The 22,395-nt window shown below is 71.0% G+C and carries 15 protein-coding genes and 2 pseudogenes; 6 read left to right on the forward strand and 11 right to left on the reverse strand.

The genetic code is table 11. From position 1 onward, the window contains the following. Positions 1-36 precede the first annotated feature (36 nt). From GAS53_RS12405 to GAS53_RS12430, 5 genes are all read left to right on the forward strand, one after another. Positions 37-1,296 carry a citrate synthase gene (locus GAS53_RS12405; protein ID WP_151477567.1) on the forward strand — a complete coding sequence of 420 codons (1,260 nt, stop codon included), beginning with the start codon at positions 37-39 and terminating at the stop codon, positions 1,294-1,296. A 52-nt stretch (positions 1,297-1,348) separates the two neighbouring features. Further along, complete coding sequence (locus GAS53_RS12410) at positions 1,349-2,299, forward strand: sucrase ferredoxin (protein ID WP_151477568.1); 951 nt, start codon at positions 1,349-1,351, stop codon at positions 2,297-2,299. Between the two features lie 72 nt (positions 2,300-2,371). Beyond that, positions 2,372-4,057, forward strand: coding sequence for an ATP-binding protein (locus GAS53_RS12415; protein ID WP_151477569.1), 1,686 nt, complete (start codon positions 2,372-2,374; stop codon positions 4,055-4,057). Next, the gene (locus GAS53_RS12420) at positions 4,054-4,734 is read left to right on the forward strand and encodes a response regulator (protein ID WP_151477570.1); all 681 of its coding nucleotides are present in this window, start codon (positions 4,054-4,056) and stop codon (positions 4,732-4,734) included. The genes GAS53_RS12415 and GAS53_RS12420 overlap by 4 nt, the downstream gene beginning before the upstream one ends. Before the next feature lie 379 nt (positions 4,735-5,113). After that, positions 5,114-5,806: a response regulator gene (locus tag GAS53_RS12430; RefSeq protein ID WP_151477571.1), complete on the forward strand. Its 693-nt coding sequence runs from the start codon at positions 5,114-5,116 to the stop codon at positions 5,804-5,806. A 97-nt stretch (positions 5,807-5,903) separates the two neighbouring features. On the opposite strand, the gene GAS53_RS12435 is transcribed toward GAS53_RS12430, so the two are convergent. The 4 genes and pseudogenes from GAS53_RS12435 to GAS53_RS12450 all read right to left on the reverse strand — a co-directional run bounded on the left by GAS53_RS12435 (position 5,904) and on the right by GAS53_RS12450 (position 10,534). Next, positions 5,904-7,496 (reverse strand): solute symporter family protein, encoded by a 1,593-nt coding sequence (locus GAS53_RS12435; protein ID WP_151477572.1) that lies wholly within the window; start codon positions 7,494-7,496, stop codon positions 5,904-5,906. Next, positions 7,493-7,981: a DUF485 domain-containing protein gene (locus GAS53_RS12440; RefSeq protein ID WP_151477573.1), complete on the reverse strand. Its 489-nt coding sequence runs from the start codon at positions 7,979-7,981 to the stop codon at positions 7,493-7,495. Before GAS53_RS12440 ends, GAS53_RS12435 begins: the two co-directional genes overlap by 4 nt. 104 nt (positions 7,982-8,085) lie before the next feature. Continuing rightward, positions 8,086-8,172 (reverse strand): annotated as a pseudogene (locus tag GAS53_RS56220) (DNA-binding response regulator); the annotation flags it as partial. Positions 8,173-8,410: 238 nt separating this feature from the next. Then, positions 8,411-10,534: a DNA gyrase/topoisomerase IV subunit B gene (locus GAS53_RS12450; RefSeq protein WP_151477574.1), complete on the reverse strand. Its 2,124-nt coding sequence runs from the start codon at positions 10,532-10,534 to the stop codon at positions 8,411-8,413. Between the two features lie 439 nt (positions 10,535-10,973). Here GAS53_RS12450 and GAS53_RS12455 point away from each other — a divergent pair, with 439 nt between their 5' ends. Continuing rightward, the gene (locus GAS53_RS12455) at positions 10,974-11,204 is read left to right on the forward strand and encodes a DUF7455 domain-containing protein (protein ID WP_151477575.1); all 231 of its coding nucleotides are present in this window, start codon (positions 10,974-10,976) and stop codon (positions 11,202-11,204) included. 112 nt (positions 11,205-11,316) lie between these two features. Here the strand turns inward: GAS53_RS12455 and GAS53_RS12460 are convergent, their stop codons facing one another. From GAS53_RS12460 to GAS53_RS12490, 7 genes and pseudogenes are all read right to left on the reverse strand, one after another. After that, positions 11,317-12,132 (reverse strand): S1 family serine peptidase, encoded by an 816-nt coding sequence (locus GAS53_RS12460; protein WP_151477576.1) that lies wholly within the window; start codon positions 12,130-12,132, stop codon positions 11,317-11,319. A 131-nt stretch (positions 12,133-12,263) separates the two neighbouring features. Next, positions 12,264-13,805, reverse strand: coding sequence for an RNA polymerase sigma factor (locus tag GAS53_RS12465; protein ID WP_151477577.1), 1,542 nt, complete (start codon positions 13,803-13,805; stop codon positions 12,264-12,266). Positions 13,806-14,212: 407 nt separating this feature from the next. After that, on the reverse strand, positions 14,213-15,100 hold the full coding sequence (locus GAS53_RS12470; protein WP_192583085.1) for a FadR/GntR family transcriptional regulator: 888 nt from the start codon (positions 15,098-15,100) through the stop codon (positions 14,213-14,215). 162 nt (positions 15,101-15,262) lie between these two features. After that, positions 15,263-17,026 (reverse strand): ABC transporter ATP-binding protein, encoded by a 1,764-nt coding sequence (locus tag GAS53_RS12475; protein ID WP_151477578.1) that lies wholly within the window; start codon positions 17,024-17,026, stop codon positions 15,263-15,265. 108 nt (positions 17,027-17,134) lie between these two features. Beyond that, positions 17,135-17,893 carry an NUDIX hydrolase gene (locus tag GAS53_RS12480; protein ID WP_151477579.1) on the reverse strand — a complete coding sequence of 253 codons (759 nt, stop codon included), beginning with the start codon at positions 17,891-17,893 and terminating at the stop codon, positions 17,135-17,137. A 129-nt stretch (positions 17,894-18,022) separates the two neighbouring features. After that, a pseudogene (locus GAS53_RS12485) lies at positions 18,023-19,892 on the reverse strand (glycogen debranching N-terminal domain-containing protein). 941 nt (positions 19,893-20,833) lie between these two features. Continuing rightward, positions 20,834-22,345 (reverse strand): DUF4192 domain-containing protein, encoded by a 1,512-nt coding sequence (locus GAS53_RS12490; protein ID WP_151477580.1) that lies wholly within the window; start codon positions 22,343-22,345, stop codon positions 20,834-20,836. Positions 22,346-22,395 lie beyond the last annotated feature (50 nt).

The raw sequence follows: 22,395 nt of genomic DNA on the forward strand, positions 1-22,395 counted from the left end.
GAGTCAATACTCGACTGCACAGATACGGTGTCGCTTATGAGGGATCAAGAACCGGCTGCCGCGCACGAAGGGCGCCGGATCAGCACCAAGGAAGCCGCCGGACTGCTCGGGGTGAAGCCCGAGACGGTGTACGCCTACGTGAGCCGCGGCCAGCTCAGCAGCCGACGCAGCCCGAGCGGCCGGGGCAGCACCTTCGACGCCAAGGAGGTGGAGGCGCTCGCTCGCCGCAACAGGCGTGAACGGGCCGAGAGTTCACCGGCCTCGGGCAGGCTCTCCGTCCGCACCCGGATCACGTTGATCGACAAGGACCGCTACTACTTCCGGGGCGTCGACGCGACCGAGCTGGCCGCGCGCCACTCCTACGAAGAGGTCGCCGAGTGGCTGTGGACGGGCGTGCTGCGTCCCGGTGTCACATTCACGGCTCCCGAGGCATCCGTCGCCGTCGCACGCCGCGCCGTCGACGCGCTGCCCGAGCACGCGGGCCCGACCGACCGGCTCCGCGTGGCGGCCATCGCCGCGGCGACCGCGGACCCGCTGCGGTTCGACCTCTCCGAGGAGGCCGTGCTCGGCACGGCCCGCACCCTGATCCCCACGCTCGTCGCCGCCCTGCCGCCCAAGAGGCACGACCACCAGGACGGGGGCCCGTTGGCACACCGACTGTGGGCCCGGCTCAGCGGCCGCGAAGCCGACGAGGCGTCCCTGCGCGCCCTGGACACGGCACTCGCGCTGCTCGTCGACCACGACCTGGCCGCGTCGACGCTCGCGGTCCGGGTCGCCGCCTCGGCCCGCGCCCACGCGTACGCCGCCGTCTCGGCGGGCCTCGGCGTCCTGGAGGGCCCCCTGCACGGAGCGGCAAGTGGCCTGGCACACCGGATGCTCCTCGAAGTCCTGGACCGCGGCGCGGCGGCCCCCGTGGTCGAGGACGAACTGCGTGCCGGGCGCCGCGTTCCGGGTCTCGGCCACCGCCTCTATCCGGGCGAGGACCCACGCGCGCGCGTGCTGCTCGCCCTCCTGGAGGACGTTCCCGGCGCCGCGCCCGCCCTGGCCGCGGCCCGCGACATCGTGGCCACCACCGCCCGCCACGTACCCCTGCACGCCAACGTCGACCTGGCCCTCGCCGTCCTCACGGCCGCGTCCGGCATGCACGCCTCGGCGGGCGAGACGATCTTCGCCGTGGCCCGCACCGCCGGCTGGATCGCCCACACCCTGGAGGAGTACGACGAGGCCCCGCTGCGCATGCGCCCGAGCGGGCACTACGTAGGCGAACGACCACCTCAGCCACTCCCGGAGCAGTGACACCACCAGTCCCGGAAGTCGCCTGCCGTCAAGTCAGGTTAGGCTCACCTCTGTGAGTACGTGCGCGAAGGTCTCCCGGGACCTGGAGGAACCCCTCGCGGGGACCGCCGCCACGGCGAGGACGTGGCTGCTGCTGGAGCAGCCCGGCCCGTGGGGTACCAAAGCGCTGACATCGAGCCACCTGGACCCCGCGCTGGGCCGCGCGCTGGAGCAGGCCGCCGAGGGCACCGGCGTACGCATCGCACTGATCCGCCGCCCAGGGCGTCACGCCGACTGCCACACGGTTGCCGAGCGCCAGGTGTATGCGGCTCACACCACTCCGGGAAACGTATGGCTCCACGACGCCATCACGTCGGACCCCGAGCAACTGCTCAACCTTGACTTCGCCGAGCTCGGCAGGGGCCTGCCGGACACCTTCGACACCACCCTCGCGGGCCGCCCGCACACCGGCGATCCGCTCGCCCTCGTCTGCACCAACGGCAAGCGCGACCGCTGCTGCGCCCTCCTCGGCCGCCCCCTCGCCGCCGAACTCGCGGCCTCCGGAGTGGGCGGCGCGTGGGAGGTCACGCACTTGGGGGGCCATCGTTTCTCCCCCACCCTCCTCGTGCTGCCGTACGGCTACGCGTACGGGCGCGCCGAGGCCCATGCCGTCAAGGAGGTCCTCCAGGGCGTACGGGAAGGGCGTGTCATCACAGAAGGGTGCCGTGGGAGCTCCGCGTGGGAGCGTCCCGGGCAGGCCGCCGAGCTGGCGGTGCGCACGGCGGCGGACGAGAACGCCGCCGACGTACTGAGCGTCGTCCGCACGGCCGGCGAGGCGCCCCTCTGGGAGGTGACGGTCGCCCACACCGACGGCCGCCTCTGGCTCGTCACGGTCGCCCAGGGCGCCGCGCTGCCACCCCGCCCGGAAAGCTGCGGCTCAGCTCTCGGCTCCCCGGCCCGGATGGACGTGACGGCGGTGCGCGAGCTGTCCCGCACGGCCGTCGTGAGCGCCACAGCCCACTGACCACGACTCCCGAACGAGATCCACGCCACACCTCCTACGGCACGGCGCGCCCCTCCCCGTACCGTCTTAGGCATGAGCCCCACTCCCCCTGCACGACGACGCCGCCTCGGTATGCCGAAGCGGATGTTCTCGCAGGTGCTGCTGATGCAGGTGGCGATCGCCGCCGGAGTCGCCGTACTCGCGACCGGTCTGTTCCTCGCTCCGCTCAGCGACCAGCTGGACGACCAGGCGATGCGCCGCGCCCTCGCGATCGCGCAGACCACGGCCGCGCAGCCGCGCCTCGCCGAGGAGCTGACATCGACGGCCCCCTCGGCCGACGGGCCCGTGCAGGCCGAGGCGGAGCGGATCCGCAAGGCCAGCGGGGCCGAGTACGTCGTGGTGATGAACACGCGCGGCGTGCGCTGGTCGCACACCAACCCCGCCGAGGTCGGCGGGCATGTCTCGACCGACCCGAGGCAGGCCCTGGCCGGCCGGGAGGTCATGGAGATCGACAGCGGCACGCTGGGCCGCTCGGCCCGCGGCAAGGTGCCGTTGCGCGACGCCGACGGCGACATCGTCGGCGCGGTCTCGGTCGGCATCGAGTACGACAGCGTGCGCGCCCGCCTCATCCACGCGATCCCCGGGCTCTTCGCGTACGCGGGCGGGGCCATGGCCGTCGGCGCACTGGCCGCCTACCTGATCTCGAGGCGGGTGCAGCGGCAGACGCGTGACCTCGCTTTCTCGGACATCGCCGGGCTCCTCGCGGAGCGCGAGGCGATGCTGCACGGCATCAGGGAGGGCGTCGTCGCGCTGGACCACGAAGGCAGGATCCGGCTCCTCAACGACGAGGCCCAGCGTCTCCTGGGACTCAGCAACGAGGTCGTCGGACAGCCCCTCGACGCAGCCCTCGGAGAGGGTCGTACGACCGATGTGCTGGCCGGACGTGTCACCGGTACCGATCTGCTCACCGTCCGCGGCCAGCGTGTCCTGGTCGCCAACCGCATGCCCACGGATGACGGCGGCGCCGTCGCCACGCTGCGCGACCGCACCGAACTGGAGCAGCTGGGCCGCGAACTCGACTCCACCCGCGGTCTGATCGACGCATTGCGCGCCCAGGACCACGAGCACGCCAATCGCATGCACACGCTGCTCGGACTGCTGGAACTGGAGATGTACGACGACGCCGTGGAGTTCGTCGGCGAGGTGGTCGGGGACCACCGGGCCACCGCGGAACAGGTCACCGAGAAGATCCACGATCCGCTGCTCGCCGCCCTGCTGGTGGGCAAGGCCACCGTCGCGGCGGAGCGTGGCGTGGCCCTGTGGATCTCCGACAGGACGCTGTTCCCGGACCGGTTGATCGACCCCCGCGGGCTGGTCACGATCGTCGGGAACCTCGTCGACAACGCGCTCGACGCCGTCGCGGGCACCCTCCACGCGCGCGTGGAGGTCGAATTGCGCGCCGAAGGGCGTACCGCCGTGCTCAGAGTGCAGGACACCGGGCCGGGCATCCCCGCCGAACAGCGCGAGTTGATCTTCACGGACGGTTGGTCCACGAAGAAGCCCCCGGCCCACGGCAAGCGCGGGATCGGCCTCTCCCTGGTGCGCAGGCTCGCCGAACGACAGGGCGGCAGCGCACGGGTCGCGGAGGCGGACGGCGGAGGCGCGGAGTTCACCATCGTGCTGCCGGAGGCACTGACGGAACCGGGCCTCGCGCCGGAGCCGGGGCCCGGTCTCGTGCTGGAGAGCGCCGCCACGACCAGCAAGGAGGAGTCGAGATGATCGAGGTACTGGTCGTGGACGACGACACCCGGGTCGCTCGGGTCAACGCCGCCTACGTGGAGAAGGTCGCGGGCTTCCATGTCGCGGGTGAAGCGCACTCCGCGGCGGAGGCGCTGCGGCAGGTGGAGGCGCTGCCGCAGCTGGACCTGGTGCTTCTCGACCACTATCTGCCGGACGAGACGGGCCTCGCGGTCGTCCAGGAGATGCGCCGGCGCGGCCACCAGACCGACGTGATCATGGTGACCGCGGCCCGTGACATCTCCACGGTCCAAGCGGCGATGCGGCAAGGCGCGCTCCAGTACCTGGTGAAGCCGTTCGCCTTCGCCGGGCTGCGCGCCAAGCTGGAGGCGTACGCGCAGCTGCGGCGCACCCTCGACGGCGGCGGCGAGGCCGAACAGTCCGAGGTCGACCGGATCTTCGGCGCCCTCTCCGCGGGCTCCGAGCCCGATCTGCCCAAAGGGCACTCCCCCACCACGGCGGAGGCCGTACGCCGGGCGCTGGTGACCGCGGAAGGCCCTCTGTCGGCCCAGGAGATCGCCGACCGGACCGGCCTCAGCCGCCAGACCGCCCAGCGCTATCTGAAACTCCTGGAGCGCACAGGACGGGCCACGCTGACCCTGAAGTACGGCGACGCGGGCCGCCCGGAGCACCGTTACGTCTGGGCGACCCGCGCCTGAGGACACGGCCGGAGTGCGGGGGAGTCGACCGCGCCCACCTCCATACGGCTGTCAGGGGAGTTCAGTCGTAGGAGGGGCTCAGCCCGCGCCCTTGTCCACGCCAGGGGAAGGTGGCGTCCTGATCGAGCCCGCTGACAACCGTGTGCGGTCCCCCGACGGGGTTCTGAAGACCTTGCTCACGCCTCGCAGTGCGATGGCGGGGCCGGTGTCCGCGTTCATGCCCGGGACCGTAGACGGGTCGTGTGCCGCAGCATCAGTCTTGTGAGCGCAAGGGGTTCTTCTGCTTGCAGAAGGGTGTTGTGCTCGTTTTGCTCGCGCTACAACACTGGAGCCGACAGCACGGGCTCACCGCTCGCCCGGGCTCGGGAAGAGAGGCCCGATGATTGACGTCCTCGTCGTGGACGACGACTTCCGCGTCGCCGAGATCAACGCCAAGTACGTGGGAAAAGTCCCCGGCTTCCGGGTGGCGGCCCGCGCGCACAACGCTGCCCAGGCGCTGGCCGCGGTGGCCCGCGAGCCCGTCGACCTGCTCCTCCTCGACCACTATCTGCCTGACCGGACGGGCCTCGAACTCGTCCAGGAGATGCGCAGAAACGGCCACGGCGCCGACGTCATCATGATCACCGCGGCCGGTGACGTGGAGACCGTGCAGGCCGCGATGCGCCTGGGCGCCCTGCACTACCTGGTCAAGCCGTTCACCTTCGCCGCGCTGCGCGCCCGGCTCGACTCGTACGCCGCGCTGCGCCGCACCGTCGAGCGGGTCGGTGGTCGGGGCGTTGCGGGTCAGGAACAGGTCGACCGCATCTTCGGCGCCCTGCGCACGACACCCACCCCTGCCTCCCCCGGCCTGCCCAGCGGCCACTCGGAACCGACCACGGACCTGATCTGCGCGGTACTCCACCAGGCCGACCACCCTCTCTCGGCCCACGAGGTCGCCGCCGAGACAGGCCTCAGCCGCTCCACCGCCCAGCGCTACCTGCGTCATCTGGAACAGGCCGGCCGCCTCCGCCTCTCACTCAAGTACGGGGACACGGGACGCCCGGAGCACCGCTATGCGTGGGTGACGCCGTGATGTGAGGGGACTTGGCCGTACGCATGTGAGGGGACTTGGCCGTACGCATACGGGGCGCCCCAAGAGACGCCGAGGGCCGGAGCGTTCTCGAGCCCCCTCACACCGCCCCCGCCCCCGTCAGGGCCCGCACTTCGGTCTCCGCGTGCTTGGCCTCGTTCGGCGGCTCCGCCGAGGTGAGCGTGCCGAGCCAGCCCGCGAGGAAGCCCAGCGGGATCGACACCAAGCCCGGGTTCTCCAACGGGAAGTACTGGAAGTCGACCCCTGGGAACAGCGATGCGGGACTGCCCGACACCACGGGCGACAGCACCACGAGCACCAGGGCGGGCACGAGGCCCCCGTACACGGACCACACCGCGCCGCGCGTCGTGAAGTTCCGCCAGAACAGCGAGTACAGCAGCACCGGCAGATTCGCCGACGCGGCGACGGCGAAGGCAAGTCCCACGAGGAACGCCACATTGAGGTCGCGCGCGAGCAGGCCGAGCGCGATGGCGACGACGCCGATACCGACCGCGGCGGTCCGTGCCACGGCCACCTCGCTGCGCGGCTTCGCGCGTCGGCGCCGCAGCGACGCGTACAGGTCGTGGGCCACGGACGCCGAGGAGGCGAGTGTGATCCCGGCGACCACCGCGAGGATCGTGGCGAAGGCGATCGCGGCGACGATCGCGAACAGAACCGTTCCTCCAGTGGAAGCCGCGCCACCGCCCAGATCGAGTGCCAGCAGCGGAACCGCCGTGTTCCCGGCCGCGTTCGACCCGCGCACGGCATCAGGACCGACGATCGCCGCCGCCCCGAACCCCAGCACGATCGTCATCAGGTAGAACCCACCGATCAGACCGATCGACCAGACGACCGAGCGACGCGCGGCCCGTGCGGTCGGCACGGTGTAGAAGCGCGACAGGATGTGCGGCAGCCCGGCCGTACCGAGCACCAGCGCGAGACCCAGGCTGATGAAGTCGAGGCGCGCGGTCCAGTCCCCGCCGTACTTCAGGCCCGGCGCCAGGAACGAGTCCCCGTGCCCGCTCCGCTCCGCCGCCGTACGCAGCAACTGGTCGAAGTCCCCGTGGAACCGCACCAGGACGAGCGCGGTCAGCGCGATCGCCCCGCACATCAGCAGGACCGCCTTGACGATCTGGATCCACGTGGTGGCCCGCATCCCTCCGAACGACACATAGACGACCATCAGCGCCCCGACCCCGATGACCGTCCAGGCCCGCGCCGCCTCGCTCGTACCTCCCAGCAGCAGCGCGACCAGGCTGCCCGCCCCCACCATCTGCGCCACCAGATACAGAACGGACACGGTCACCGAGGACGTTCCCGCCGCGATCCGCACCGGCCGCTCGCTCATCCGGGCCGCGACGACGTCGGCCAGCGTGAACCGTCCACAGTTGCGCACCAGTTCGGCGACCAGGAACAGCACGACGAGCCAGGCCACAAGGAAGCCCACCGAGTACAGCAGCCCGTCATAGCCGAAGAGCGCGATCAGCCCCGAAATACCGAGGAAGGAGGCCGCGGACATGTAGTCGCCCGCGATGGCAAACCCATTCTCCATGGGCGAGAAAAGCCGTCCGCCCGCGTAGAACTCCTCCGCCGAACCGTGCCGATGGCGGCTCACCCAGGTCGTGATCGCGAGCGTGACCGCGACGAACACGCTGAACAGCAGCAGCGCCAGCGTCTGATGGTTCCCCGTCACCGCTCACCACCTGCGACGCTGCGCGTCAACTCCTCTGTGTCCCAGCGCAGATCGAGCGCGGCCCGGTCTCTGCGCAGCCGTGCGTGCCGCGCGTACGCCCAGGTGAACAGAAACGTCGTCAGGAACTGACCCAGCCCCGCGAGCATCGCCACGTTCACCGCACCGGCGACGGGCCGCGCCATGAAGTCCGGAGCCGTCGTCGCCGTCACCACATAGCCCACATACCAGGTGAAGAAGACGGCGACAGCCGGGACCACGAACCGCCGGTACCGGCTGCGCACCTCCTGGAAGGCCGCGCTGTGCTGCACCTCCAGATAGACGTCGGCCGCGCGGGCGGTCCGGTCCTCGTGCTCCCCGCGCGCGGGGAGTACGGCGGGAGCGGGCTCGCCCGTACCGTCCAACTCGCCCCAGCCGGAGGCGAGCGCGTCGTACCAGGGGTCGTCGAACCGGACATTTCCGGAGTCGGGACCGTCGTACTTCTCCACCGAACTCTCCTTGCCCGCTGCCCGTTTCGGCCGCGTGCCCAAGGATGGACAGAACGGGAAGATCCCTGACTCTTCTCTCCACGCTCTTCACCCCATCAGGTGACTCACCCCCGGGGTGGCCGCACCAGTCCCTTCCCAAAGGCGTAACGGACCGTCTGCGCACGGCCTTTGAGCCCTGTCTTGGCGAGCACCACGTCCGGAGCGAGTTCGACCGCCGGCCGCCGGCCGTACGGCCGGCGGATCGGAGCCAGGGGGGATCATGGGTGGACCCCCGGGAGGTGCCGCGTCTCCACCCAGGGGTGGAGACGCTCTCCCGGGCGTCTCCTTGCCCCGACAGGACCCCGAGGGGACGGGACCTCGCCGGAGGGGAAGGCACCCCGCCGGAGGGGAAGAGACCCCGCCGCGACTCCGAGGGGCCCTCGGAGTCGCCTACGCGTCGATGCGCGAGCGGTCCAGCGTCGCCGCGGAGCTGGAGATGAACTCCTTGCGCGGGGCGACGTCGTTGCCCATCAGCAGGTCGAACACCTGCTCAGAGGCTTCCAGGTCGGAGATGTTGATCCGGCGCAGGGTGCGGTGGCGCGGATCCATGGTCGTCTCGGCCAGCTGGTCGGCGTCCATCTCGCCGAGGCCCTTGTAGCGCTGGATCGAGTCCTTGTGCCGCACGTTCTTCCGCTGGAGCTCGAGCAGGGTGTCCCGCAGCTCGCGGTCCGAGTACGTGTAGATGTACTTGTCCTGGCCCTTCTTCGGCTGGCTCAGCTCGACCCGGTGCAGCGGCGGCACCGCCGCGAACACCCGGCCGGCCTCGACCATGGGCCGCATATAGCGCTGGAACAGCGTCAGAAGCAGGGTCCGGATGTGGGAGCCGTCAACGTCGGCGTCGGTCATCATGATGATCTTGCCGTACCGGGCCGCGTCGATGTCGAAGGTCCGGCCCGACCCCGCTCCTATGACCTGGATGATCGCACCGCACTCGGCGTTCTTGAGCATGTCCGTCACGGACGCCTTCTGAACGTTGAGGATCTTGCCGCGGATCGGCAGCAGGGCCTGGAACTCGGAGTTCCGGGCGAGCTTGGCGGTGCCGAGCGCGGAGTCACCCTCCACGATGAACAGCTCGCTGCGCTCCACGTCGTCGCTGCGGCAGTCGGCGAGCTTGGCGGGCAGCGAGGAGGACTCCAGGGCCGTCTTCCGGCGCTGCGCGTCCTTGTGCTGGCGGGCGGCGATCCGCGTACGGGCGGCGGACACGGCCTTCTCGAGGACGACGCGAGCCTGCGCGGCCGCGTCCCGCTTCGTGGAGGTCAGGAACGCCTTGAGCTCCTTGGAGACCACGTTCGTCACGATGCGGCGGGCAGCCGAGGTGCCGAGCACCTCCTTGGTCTGGCCCTCGAACTGGGGCTCCGCGAGGCGCACGGTGACGACGGCGGTGAGGCCCTCCAGGGCGTCGTCCTTGACGACGTCGTCCTCGGCGACGCGCAGCAGCTTCTTGGTGCGCAGCACTTCGTTGACCGTCTTGGTGATGGCCTGCTCGAAGCCCGCGACATGCGTGCCGCCCTTGGGCGTGGCGATGATGTTCACGAACGACCGGAGGGTCGTGTCATAGCCCGTGCCCCAACGCATCGCGACGTCGACGCCCAGCTCACGGGTGACTTCGGTGGGGGTCATCTGACCGTGGTCGTCGAGGACCGGCACCGTCTCCTTGAAGCTGCCCTGTCCGGAGAAGCGGAGCACGTCACAGACCGGCTTGTCAGTGGCCAGGTACTCGCAGAACTCGCTGATTCCGCCGTCGAAGCGGAAGGACTCCTCGCCCTTGCTCCCGTCCTCGCCGAGCCCGAACTCGTCGCGGACGACGATGGTCAGGCCCGGTACGAGGAAGGCGGTCTGCCGGGCGCGCTGGTGCAGGTTCTCCAGGGAGAGCTTGGCGTCCTTGAGGAAGATCTGGCGGTCGGCCCAGTAGCGCACGCGCGTGCCGGTGCGTGTCTTGGGGATCCTCTTGAGCTTGCGCAGCCCGCTCGACGCGTCGAACGCGGCGTCGGAGCCGGCCCCCTTGAAGGCTCCGGGAGTGCCCCGCCGGAAGCTCACCGCGTGGGTGTGGCCTCCCCGGTCCACCTCGACGTCCAGGCGGGCCGAGAGCGCGTTCACCACGGAGGCACCCACGCCGTGCAGACCGCCGGAGGCCGCGTACGAGCCGCCGCCGAACTTGCCTCCGGCGTGCAGCTTGGTCATCACGACCTCGATGCCGGAGAGACCGGTCTTGGGCTCGACGTCGACCGGGATGCCCCGGCCGTTGTCCCGCACCTCGACCGAGCCGTCGTCGTGCAGGGTCACGTCGATGTGGTCGCAGTAGCCTCCGAGGGCCTCGTCCACGGAGTTGTCGATGATCTCCCAGAGGCAGTGCATCAGACCGCGGCTGTCGGTCGATCCGATGTACATGCCGGGGCGCTTCCGCACGGCCTCGAGCCCCTCGAGGACAAGCAGGTGCCGCGCGGTGTAGTTGGAACCGTCCCGGTCTGCTCCGGTCAGCAGCGCTGTGGACGGCACGGACGTCTCGGCGGTCACGCGGTTCGCTCCTCGCTGAATTTCAGGTGGGGCCCTTTTGGGTAAGGGCGCGGCTTGGTTCGCCGCTCCGAGGGTACCGAGGCCTGGTAGAGCCGTTGTACCGCCACCCTCGTCTGAAGTCAGACTAGTCCAGAGTCGCATGCATGTTCGATCCCTCGATTGAGTGAAGTACATATCACGTTCCCTTCCAGGCATGAACCATTTAGGCTCCGGGCACGTCCTCATGAACAACCGGCAACCCAGCCGGGAGGACTGAACCTGACAGAGCGCGAACCCGTAAGACACAAAGACACGCAATACGGCTCATTCGCCGCCAACCGGCAGCAGACAGCCGACTCGGAAAGATTTTTTTCGAGGAAGAGCCACGAGCGGGAACGTTTTCGGCCTGGTTGGATGTTGACCCTGGTACGACAGCTCGTCGAGCTAGAGAAGAGGCGACGTGACTACTGTTCTGACCCCCGCGAGCCCGCTGACGGCCGCTGACCGCTGCGACCGTTGCGGCGCCCAGGCATATCTGCGCGTCGTCCTCCTCAGCGGTGGTGAACTGCTCTTCTGTGCCCACCATGGGCGCAAGTTCGAGCCGGAACTCAAGAAGATCGCCGCTGAGATACAGGACGAGACGGAGCGGCTGACGTCCGCCCCGGCAAGCGCCAACGACGAAGAGCACTGACACTTCGCGCAGACGACGAGCCAGCTCCGGCACAGGCCGGTGACCGGGCGGCCGCTCCTGGACCCAGGAGCGGCCGCCCGTGCTCGTGCACGGCGACACCGTCAGACCGCCCTCAGCGGCCCGCTCCCAGCGTCCTGACGACCTCGGAGACCCGCGTGTAGACCCCTGGGCTGTCGGCCCGCCCGCAGCCACTCCCCCACGACACAAGGCCGATCAGCCGCCCCTGAGCGACCAGGGGCCCGCCGCTGTCCCCCTGACAGGCGTCCCGGCCACCGGCCCCCTCCCCCGCACACAGCATGGAACCGGCGAGGTACGTTCCGTCCGCGCTGCCCGGATACGCCCCCTCGCAGACTGTGTCGGACAGCACACGCACACGCGCCGCCCGCAGAGCCCGCGCGTAGTCGCCGCCACTTGTCGTGTCACCCCAGCCGTACACCACAGCGTCCGTACCGGTCCGGTACGCGGCGTCCTCGGGACCCGCCATGCGGATGACCGAGCTCGCGGCGAGCGGCTCCGCGAGGGTGAGCACGGCGAAGTCTCCGGCGTTCGTGTAGCCGTCGTACCGCGGGTTGATCCAGGTCTCGCGTATGGCTATCTCCTTGCCTTCGTCCGACAGCAGATCCCCGCGTCCCGCGACGACTCTCAGGTCCCGGACCTGCCGCGGGGGCGCCCCCAGCACCTCCTCACTCAGGCAGTGGGCCGCCGTCAGCACGGTCGACCGGCCGATCACCACACCCCCGCAGAACTGGCCCGCACGCGTACCTCCGAACCGGTCACGGCTGGACAGGGCCACCGTCCAGGGACTCTCGGAGATCTCGACCGGATATCCGCCGATGACAACATCTGCCGTCGCGGGGGCCGTGGATACCAGCGGTATCGCGGCCGCCGCGGCCGCGAGGGCCAGCACTCGGGCGAAGGGACGACGCATGCGCGCTCCTCACTCTGGGGTTGTCCTGAGACACCCAGAGTGATTCAGGGGGCGGCGCTCCGCACTCCGCACAGACCGAGGGCCCGGCTCCCTGGACGGGAAACCGGGCCCTCGTGACGTGCGGCCGAGACCTAGTCGAGGTAGTCGCGCAGGACCTGCGAGCGCGACGGGTGGCGCAGCTTCGACATCGTCTTGGACTCGATCTGGCGGATGCGCTCACGCGTCACGCCGTACACCTTGCCGATCTCGTCGAGGGTCTTCGGCTGACCGTCGGTGAGACCGAAACGCATGGAGACGACGCCCGCCTCGCGCTCGGACAGGGTGTCCAGGACGGAGTGCAGCTGCTCCTGGAGGAGCGTGAAGCTGACCGCGTCGGCCGGGACGACGGCCTCGGAGTCCTCGATGAGGTCACCGAACTCGCTGTCGCCGTCCTCACCCAGGGGGGTGTGGAGGGAGATCGGCTCGCGGCCGTACTTCTGGACCTCGATGACCTTCTCCGGGGTCATGTCGAGTTCCTTGGCCAGCTCCTCCGGGGTGGGCTCGCGGCCCAGGTCCTGAAGCATCTGGCGCTGCACGCGCGCGAGCTTGTTGATGACCTCGACCATGTGCACCGGGATACGGATGGTGCGGGCCTGGTCGGCCATGGCACGGGTGATCGCCTGGCGGATCCACCACGTGGCGTACGTCGAGAACTTGTAGCCCTTGGTGTAGTCGAACTTCTCCACCGCGCGGATCAGACCGAGGTTGCCCTCCTGGATGAGGTCCAGGAAGAGCATGCCGCGGCCGGTGTAGCGCTTGGCCAGGGAGACCACCAGACGGAGGTTGGCCTCCAGGAGGTGGTTCTTGGCGCGGCGGCCGTCCTCGGCGATGATCTCCAGCTCGCGCTTGAGCTTCGGCGCGAGCTTGTCGGCGTTGGCCAGCTTGTCCTCGGCGAACAGACCGGCCTCGATGCGCTTGGCGAGTTCGACCTCCTGCTCGGCGTTGAGCAGCGGGACCTTGCCGATCTGCTTGAGGTAGTCCTTGACGGGGTCGGCGGTGGCACCGGCCGCGGCGACCTGCTGCGCGGGCGCGTCGTCCTCGTCCTCGTCCGACAGGACGAAGCCCTGGGCACCGTCCTCGGCGGGCTCCTCGGCACCGGTCTTGGCCGCTCCGGGGGTCTCCTCGACCGCCTCGTCGTCGGCCAGCTCGGCGTCGTCCTTCTTGGTGGTGGTCTTCTTGGCCGTCGTCTTCTTGGCGACGGTCTTCTTCGCGACGGCCTTCTTGGCGGTCGTCTTCTTGGCAGCGGCCTTCTTGGCGGATGCGTCCTCGGCGGGAGCGTCGGCAGCAGGCATCGCCGGAGCGGCGGTGGCGGTGGCCTGCTTGGCCGTCGCCGTCTTCGCCGCGACGGTCTTGGTGGCGGTGCGCTTGGCTGGACTCTTCGCTGCGACGCTCTTCCGGGTGCGCTTGGGCTCTGCGGCACTGACCATCAGCGTCACACCCTCTTCCTCGAGGATCTGGTTGAGGCTGCGCAGTACGTTCTTCCACTGAGTGGCCGGAATCTGGTCAGCTTCGAAGGCCCGACGCACGTCATCGCCGGCGATCTGCCCCTCAGCCTTTCCCCGCTCAATGAGCGCCATGACAGAGACGGACTCGGCGATCTCCGGCGGGAGCGTACGGGATGTGCTGGCCGACACGAACAACCTCTCGGAACGTTGGAAAACGGCTTCCGGCCCCGTCCACTGCGGACAGGAGCCGACGACCGCCGACTTGGGGATGGCCGACGGCGCGGGCGGGGGCCGGGAAGAGTCACAGCGCCTTGAACGGCGTCTGTATTCCCTACTCGGCTGTCACCTCTTAGGTCATCGCGCTGTTCCGAGGAGCGTTACGCCCAATCTGCGTGGCCCGAGTCACACCCCGTAAGCGCTCAAAAGCGGCCAGACACGGTCAGAGGTGGTCAGCCGACAGCCTCAGCGGCTCATGGCACCGCCGGACCCCGGCGGATTCCAGAAGAATCCGCCGGGGTCCGGCGGCAGATGGTTCGCCGGCCAAGCGATGTCACGCGGGGGCACTGGCCCCCGACCGCGCCGCCCTCGGTACGCGGTCAGTGCTCGCGCGGCGCGGGCACGACGCGCTCCACCTCGGGGTGGACGGTGAGCAGTTGGCGCATGGCTGCCTCGGCGCCCGGCCCGTCGCCCGCCGCGAGGGCGTCGACGATGCGGGCGTGGTGCGCGAGGGAGGCCTCGGTCGGCCGGTCGCAGCCGGCGATCGGGCCGCCGGAGACCTGAAGCGCGGCCGACACGATCCCGGAGAGGTGCTCCAGCATGCGGTTGCCGGCGACCTGGATGAGCAGGGAATGGAACTCCGCGTCGGCGCGCGAGAAGGTGAGCGCGTCGCCCTGCCCCATGGCGTGACCCATGATCTCGACCATGTCGGCGAGCCGCTGCTGCACCTCCTCCCGTCCATGTCCGGCGGCGAGGCGGGCGGCCAGCGGCTCGATCGTCCAGCGCAGCTCGCTCAGCTCACGCCGCTGGTCGTCGCGCTGTGGCCCGAAGGCCCGCCACTCGATGATGTCCGGGTCGAGGAGGTTCCAGTCGCTGACCGGACGTACGCGCGTGCCGACATTGGGGCGGGCGCTGACCAGGCCCTTCGCCTCGAGGACGCGGAGTGACTCACGGACGACGGTGCGGGAGACCTCGAACCGCTGGCCGATCTCCTCGGGCACCAGCGGGCGGTCCGCACCCAGGTCTCCGGAGACGATCATCTGGCCCAGTTGCTGGACCAGTTGGCCATGCAGGCCGCGGCCGCGGCTGCCGGCGGCGCGCCGGCCCACGCGGCCCAGCTCCGGGTCCGTGCCGTCCCACACGGAGGCGCTGACACGGTCTGCGCCGGGGGCCTCCGCATAGGGGTAGCGGTCGAGTTCGCCCGGGCCGGCGAGGCCGGAGTCTGCGGAACGGGCGGCGGTCATCATGGTGTGCGCAAGGGTACTCACGGATCCTTTGTCGGCGCCGTCTCCAACTCCCTTGAGGTCTTTGGTGAAAAGCACACGAAAGGGTGATCGCTCACCCCGTCGCAATTGACGCCTTATCGGAAAGAAATGGGCGTTCCATGCGGAGTTGCGCACATGCCGCGAACACGTGTGCACGGACAGTCATCATCGGACCCTGCTCCGCAGGGTCGTGAGCAGGTATGCGCTGAGCAGGGCGGTGAGGGACAACATCAGTGCGCCGCCGACGGGTTGGGCGATCACCCGCGCCGCGGCGGCCAGATACTGCTCGCCCCCGAACGGCCACTGCACCAGGACGAGCTCACGCAGCCGGGTCGAGAACCCGGCGGCCGTCCGTACGGACGGCCCCTCCACGACCTTTTGTACGAGCGGCACGACGAGGATCGGCACGGCGAGAACCGCCGCGAGTCCGGCGGTCGTCGACCGGAAGATGCCCGCCGCCAGGACGCCCGCCCAGGCGCAGCCGACCACGAGACCGATCCAATTCGTACTCAGCGAAAGCCAGTCCGCGGGAACTCCGGTGAGCTCCCGTCCGTAGACGAGGTAGAGCAGTTCGGCGTCCACGCCCACCGTGAGGAAAGCGAGCATCAGTGCGGTGGCAGCGGCGACGAGGAGTTTGGCGGCGAGCAGTCCCAGGCGGCGGGGGACGGTCCCACGGTCTGCGGCCAGGGCGGGGTGGCGGAACTCGTCACCGAAGGCGATGGCACCGAGCAGCCCCGCACCGAGCGCCGCGGGCGGCAGCGGGAACTCCTGCGGCCACGCGGCCAGCAGTCGCGGCTGCGGCGTGCGTCCCATTCGGGCCAGGAGTACGGAGATGACGGCGGAGGCGACGAGCACGGCGGCGACGGTCAGGTAACCGGTACCGACTCCTGCCGCACGGCGCAGTTCGTAGCGCAGCGGCCGCAAGGGGCTGGGGCCCGGGCGAACGGTGATGGGGGGCGGGAGCGGGGACAGCGCGTCCGCATCCTCCGCCTCGGCGGTTCTCGAGGGCGCCGCGGTCTCCGGAGGGTCGCCATCGGGGGATCGCGCGGCCGCAGGCCCCATGTCGCCGATTTCGTCAGCGAGTTGATGTACGAGGATGCCGTGGCGGTAGGCGGTTTCGCCGACGTCGGCGCAGGTGCTGCCGTACACGGAGAGGCGGTTGCCGTCCTCCCGTACGACCTCCAGGGAGCGCCGGGCGGTGCGGGCTTCCTTGGTGAGCAGGGCGCTGAGCCGGGCGGCGTGCGGGCTGCGGACGGCGACGCGGGGCCGGAGGCGGGTGCGGGCGAAGTCGGCGACCTCCTGGTCGGCGACGAGCCTGCCCTCCTCCAGTGTGACGACCCGGTCGGCGGTCCGCGCGGCTTCCTTGGGGTCGTCCGTGGTGAACAGGACGGTGCCGCCGCCGGCGGCGTGGGCGCGCAGAATCCCGTGCAGCCAGCGGCTTTCGCGGGCGCAGAGCCCGTCGGCGGCGTCGTCGAGCACGAGGGTGTGCGGGTCTGACAGCAGTGCGCAGGCCAGGCCCAGGCGGCGGTCCATGCCGCGTGAGAGCGCGCCCAGGCGTTGGTCGCGCAGGCTGACGAGGCCCACCACTTCGAGGACGTCGTCGGCACGCCGGGCGGGCACGCCCGCCGCGGCGCACAGCATTTGGAGTTGGCCACGGACCGTGCGCGCCGGATGGCCGGGGACCTCCCCGAGGAGAACGCCGACCTCGCGCGAGGGATGGGCGATGCGGTGCAGCGGGCGGCCTCTGAAGTAGGTGATTCCGCGGCCCTGTTGGAGTTCGAGCATGAGCCTGAGCGCCGTCGTCTTACCTGCGCCCGGGGCTCCGAGGAGCGCTGTGACGCGGCCCGCGGGCACCTCGAAGGAGACGTCGTCGACGGCGGGGGGAAGCTCCTTGCGCGCGTTGCTGGTCAGTCCGATCGCCTGGATCACCTGAAGCAAGATAGCGCGATATGTACGGTTTTTCGGGCACCTTGGGCGTGCTCCAGGGCAGGCTCCGGGCCAGTCGGGACACCTGGCCGGACTGCGACCTGGAGTGCGTCAGACCTCGGGGCGGAGCATCGGCGGGTTGAGCAGCGTGGCTCCGCCCGCGCGGAAGAGCTGGGCAGGGCGGCCGCCCTGTCGGGTCGTCGTACCGCCCGTGGGGACGAGGAAGCCTGGCGTGCCGGTCACCTTGCGGTGGAAGTTGCGGGGATCGAGTGCCACGCCCCATACCGCCTCGTAGACCCGGCGCAGTTCACCGACCGTGAACTCGGTCGGGCAGAAAGCGGTGGCCAGCGACGAGTACTCGATCTTGGAGCGGGCGCGCTCCACGCCGTCCGCCAGGATCTGGGCGTGGTCGAAGGCGAGTGGCGCGGCCTGTTCGCCGTCGCGGCCGTAGCCGCCCTGCTGGAGCAGTTCCTCGACGGGGGCCCAGCGCGCGCTGTTCGCGTCGCCACCCGCCCTGGGCGCCGGCAGATCGGGGGCGAGGGCGAGGTGGGCGACGCTGACGACCCTCATCCGCGGGTCACGCTTGGGGTCGCCATAGGTCGCGAGCTGCTCCAGATGCGCGCCGTTGGCCTGTGCGGGGGCGGCCGGGTCGTGGGCGCACAGCCCGGTCTCCTCGATCAGTTCCCGCGCCGCGGCCTGCGCCAGGTCCTCGTCCGGCCGTACGAAGCCGCCGGGCAGCGCCCACCGCCCCTGGAAGGGCGGTTCACCCCTCCGTACCGCCAGCGCGCACAGGGCATGGCGACGCACGGTCAGCACGACCAGGTCAACGGTGACGGCGAACGGCGGGAAAGCTGACGGGTCGTAGGGCATGCCGCGATCATAGTCGTCTGCCTGACGATAAACACTCCCTTCGTCGGTCGCTTCAGTGGCTGATCCACTGCTCTCCGGTACGGACGTCATGGGGCGCTGCCTGCTCCGACCCCGTTGGATTCCATCTGCTCACACTCCCAGCTGAAGCCCGTCGGCCGCCTCCTCGACCATGGCGAGGCCGAGCCTGCTGACGCGTACGGAGAAGGGGGCGCCCGCGACACGCAGGCCGGTCAGCCCGATCTCGCCCAGGGGCGCGCTGCGGACCGGGCACAGGGTCACCGTGCCGGCCGGGGCGTCGGGGCGGATTCCGGCCAGGGTGGTGAGCAGGAGGACCCCGGCGGCCGCGGCCGTGGCCGCCGGCCGGCAGGCCGCCGGATGCGGCACCGGGGCGTCGCCTTCCGTGCGTTGTTCCCCCCGCGTACATCTCCGGCAGCCGGTGCCCGAAGGCCTCCGCCGCCGACAGCACGCCCCTCAGCAGTGAACTCGCCTCTCTTTCGTAACCCGCGTCGGCCAGGCCCGCGACGGCGACAGCTGTCTCGTGGACCCGCACCGCCCCGCTTCGATGCCCGAACGGGTTGTACGCCGCCTCCTTCGCGCCAAGGCTGCGCAGCCCCCAGCCGGAGTCCATGGCGGGCCCGCCGAGCAGCCGCGCGAGCTGTTCCGTCTGCACCTTGTCGAGCAGGCCCGGGGCCGGTGCGCCCGCGCCCAGCAGCCCGGTGTCGAGCAGGTGGACGCTGCCGGCGCCGAGGTGCGGCACGAGTCGCCCGTCCGGCAGGCGCGCCGAGGCCGGTCTGCCGCCTCCCCTGTCCTCGATCCAGAAGTCCTCCTGGAACGCGCTCCTCATCTCCCGCGCCCACGTCAGCAGCTCGGCACCGCCTCTCCTGCCATACGCGTCGAGGAGGTCGGCGCCCAGCAGCGCGGCTCGGTGGGCATGCGCCTGGGTCTCGCAGCGCCAAGGCCCACCGGGATGGGGGTCGGGCAGATACGTACCGTCGCCGACGGCGGTCCGCAGCCACTGGAGGCAGCGCTCGGCCGCGGGGAGCAGCTGCTCGGTCTCCTGTTCGGGCAGCCCCCAGCGTCTGGCCTCCGCAAGGACCACGGGGAAGAGAAGGGTCGCCTCTTCGCCCGTGCAGCTCGGTGGCAGATGCGTACCTGCATGCCGTCGCGGCCCGGGAATCAGGCCGGACCGCGGCCCCGCGCCCGCGAGTTGAGCGCGGGCGAGGGTGCGCAGGGTGCCCGCGGCGAGCCTGGTGCCCAGCGGAAGGGTCATGCGCGCGGCCGCGAGCGCCTCGGCCGGTGCCATGCCGCAGCGCCAGGGTGCGCCCGCCGCGAGGTGCGAGTCGGACGGGTGCGCGGGGTCACGGAGCAGCAGGGCCTGGAGGTCCTCGATGCTCGTGCGCAGCAGTGCCTGGACCCTGGGGTCGTCGCCAACGGCCCGTGCCGGAGCGAGCGGGCTCGTGGCACGGCGCGCGACGGTTCGGACGGGCCCCGCACCGCCCGGCCGTACCCTCAGTTCCACGCTTCGAGTGCCGCCGGGTGGCAGTTCCATCTCCCAGCGCAGCAGCCCGGCGGAGGCCAGCGCGTCCGAGGGCGGCGGGTCGGCGGTGACGACAGAGTGCCCGGTGTCACTCGACCACCGCATGCCCGAGTCGTGAACGCTGGGGAGCAGCTCGGGACCGGCTCGTCCGGAGGCGACCGCGCCCAGTTCCGCCAGGTCCGTGCCGAGTGCCAACTCGACGGGCAGGCGCAGATGCCGTTGGGCGGCGCTGCGCAGGGTGATCCGCTCCGTGCCGTCCGCGTATCGCGTCCGTTCGACGACGACGTCCGGGTCGGGGCCGCCGTCGGCGGAGAGGGTCAAGGTCGCCACGAAACGCGCCTGGTCGGCCGCGACCATCCGGGCCTGGACCGCAAGCGGCTCGCGCCCGGCCACGCGCAGTCGGCACCGAGAGAGCATGCGCCGGCCCGCACGGTAGAAGCCCTCGAGCCCCTGGCCGGTCAACTGGCCCTGTTCCGTGGAGATCGCGAGCCCTGGCAGGGCGACACAGATCAGTGCGGTGTGCGCGGGTGGCAGGTTCGCAGTCCCGCGCGGCGCGGACGGCGGTGCCTGCGCAGTCGTGGCACCGCCGGGGCCTATGGAAGGCGACGCGGGCCTGCGGAGCAGAGAGTGGTCGTCGTGCGGGGTTGTGGACCGGGTGGGCAGGTGCATGGGGCGGCTTCTTATGTGCTCCGCGCGCTGAGTGCGCGCTCGGCGGCGTGTGGGGGCGTGTGAGGGCTCCGGAAAGCAGGGTTGGCGCGACGGCACGGACCGGCCGTGGGTTGCGCCACTCAGGTGAACGGAGCGGGCCTGTCCCGGGTCACGCCCCGGCTCGTGCGAGCCGGCCGAGCGGCGGTGAGCTCGGGGCTTGGAGGTGCGGCGACAGCTGAGTGCTTGAGCAGGGTGCGTGTGCGTGAGGTGTCGAGATTTCTCGCCCGGGGCACTTCGGCTGCGCCCCGCGGCAACACCGGTCGGGGAGTGCCGCAGATCCAGGTCGGCTACTGCCTGTGGGCGGCCCAAGCCCGCGGCGACAGCCGGGAGTGGGCGCATGTCTGGAACCACCGTGAGCAGTCGGTCCAGGCCCGGGACACCTTCCGACAGCCGGCCCCGGCCCGGCCTACTCGTAAGAGTCCAGTCCTTCGCAGGCACAGGAGCCCCCAGGCCACGAGCGCACACCCCACGCCGCACCGACCTGAGCCTGGTCGCCCACGCCGGGCCAAGCCCGCTCCGCCCCCACACCGGACCAAGCCCGCTCCGCCTCCACACCGACCCGAGCCCGCTCTGCCTCCCTGCCAACCTGAGCCCGGCCAATCCCGACGCCATTACCCAGAGCAGCCAAGCCCACCACCGATTCCCAGCCGCGCAGGTTGTTCGAAACCGCTCCCCCACCCTCGTGTCCCCCGCCTTCATGTCCCGCTCTTCTTCGTCCCATGTCGGCCGACCCCTCGGCGGGACCGAGGAGCACCGCCCTTACCGTCACCGGCCCGCCCGGGTACCTCTGCGGCAGGCGAACCGTCGTCGGCGGACCGGGGGCGACGCGCGCCTCCGGGCTCGGGGGCCCGGGAACCGGGACGGCCGGCCCCGCTCCCTGTGGACCGGGGCCTGCGTCGGCGACGGGAAGTCACCCGCGTCGACTGTGTCGGGGTGTGCCCGGACGGTCCGCCGGCATCGACGGGTGAAGCCGAGGAGGCGATCACCTCCGCGTCGGCGCGCTCCGCACGCTCCCTGCGGAGGCAGCGGCGGATCGACTCCGGGTCCAGGCCCTCGTTGCACGCCTGGTGGAGTAGGCGGGCGAAGAGATATCCCGGGTCCGCTCCGAGCGCCATCGCCAGGGCTTCGCGGGCCTCCAGTTCGTCTCCGGAGGACCAGGCGACCCATCCCGCGAGTGTGAGCGGCGCCGCGGCGTGTTCGCCGTACGGGCCGACGCAGCGCCGGGCCAGAGCCCTCCAGAGGCGGAGGGCCGGGCCGGCCTCGTCGCCCTCCATCCACTCCGCAGCACGGTCCCGCGTCGTGCGGTCCTGGAGTCCGAGGATCAGGGCCGCTGCCTCGTCGTGGCGCAGCAGTTCGTCGTCCTGGAGATCCGCCGGAAGCGTGCCGGCCGCACCGGCCACAGGCGTGGCGTCGGCGAACCGGCGGATGACCCGGTGAGCCAGTTCCAACGTCTGGGTCGCCACGCCTGTGCGGCTGTCGTCGTCCAGGATCCGGGGGATCAGCGCCGTGCTCACCGCGTCGAGCGCCGACTCCTGCTCCAGTGCGGCCGCGGTCTCCCATGGAATGAGCCTCGCCCTCAGCTCCCGCAGGGAGCCCCGCACTTGGAGTCCGGCGTAGGTCGCGGCGGCGGCCAGCACCGAGGTGCCGGGCAGGCCCATGGGCGTGCCGTCGGGCGGGCAGCAGCGCTCGCTGGGGCAGCAGTACGACCAGAAGCGGCCGTCCGAGATGCACAGGGCCTCGATCACGGGGACGTCGAGGACGCCGCAGGCCGTGCGCAGCAATTGCGCGAGCGGACGAAGGCGTTCCATGACGTCCCGGCCCGACTCTCCGTCCTTGGGGTCCTGGCAGAGGTAGGCGACCATGCTCTCGGGAAGCGCGCCCCTGCGTTCGCTGCCCTTCACGAGTCCGTGCGCCAGTTGCTCGGCCACGGACGGCCAGTCGTTCGCGTGGCCGGGGATGCCGAGCCGGGCCCGTCCGCCGAAGCGGCCGCGCCCGTCCCTGTCGTGCAGGGCGACGAGCACGATGCTGTCCTCGGGCCGGTATCCGAGCAAGTACGGCAGGGCGTCGGCCAGTTCGGCCGGAGTACGGAGGGTGACCTGGTGCTCGGCGCCCGGGACACCGGACGCGCCGTGTACTGAACCGGCAGCCCCCTCACCTCCACGGCCTTCGCCGTGCTCGCCCGGCCCCGAGTCGCGTTCACCGCACAACGAACCGTGTCCGCCATGTCCTGAACCGTGGCCGCGATGCCCTGAGCCCT

The organism is Streptomyces albicerus (assembly GCF_008905045.1).
GTDB classification, from domain to species: Bacteria; Actinomycetota; Actinomycetes; order Streptomycetales; family Streptomycetaceae; genus Streptomyces; species Streptomyces albicerus.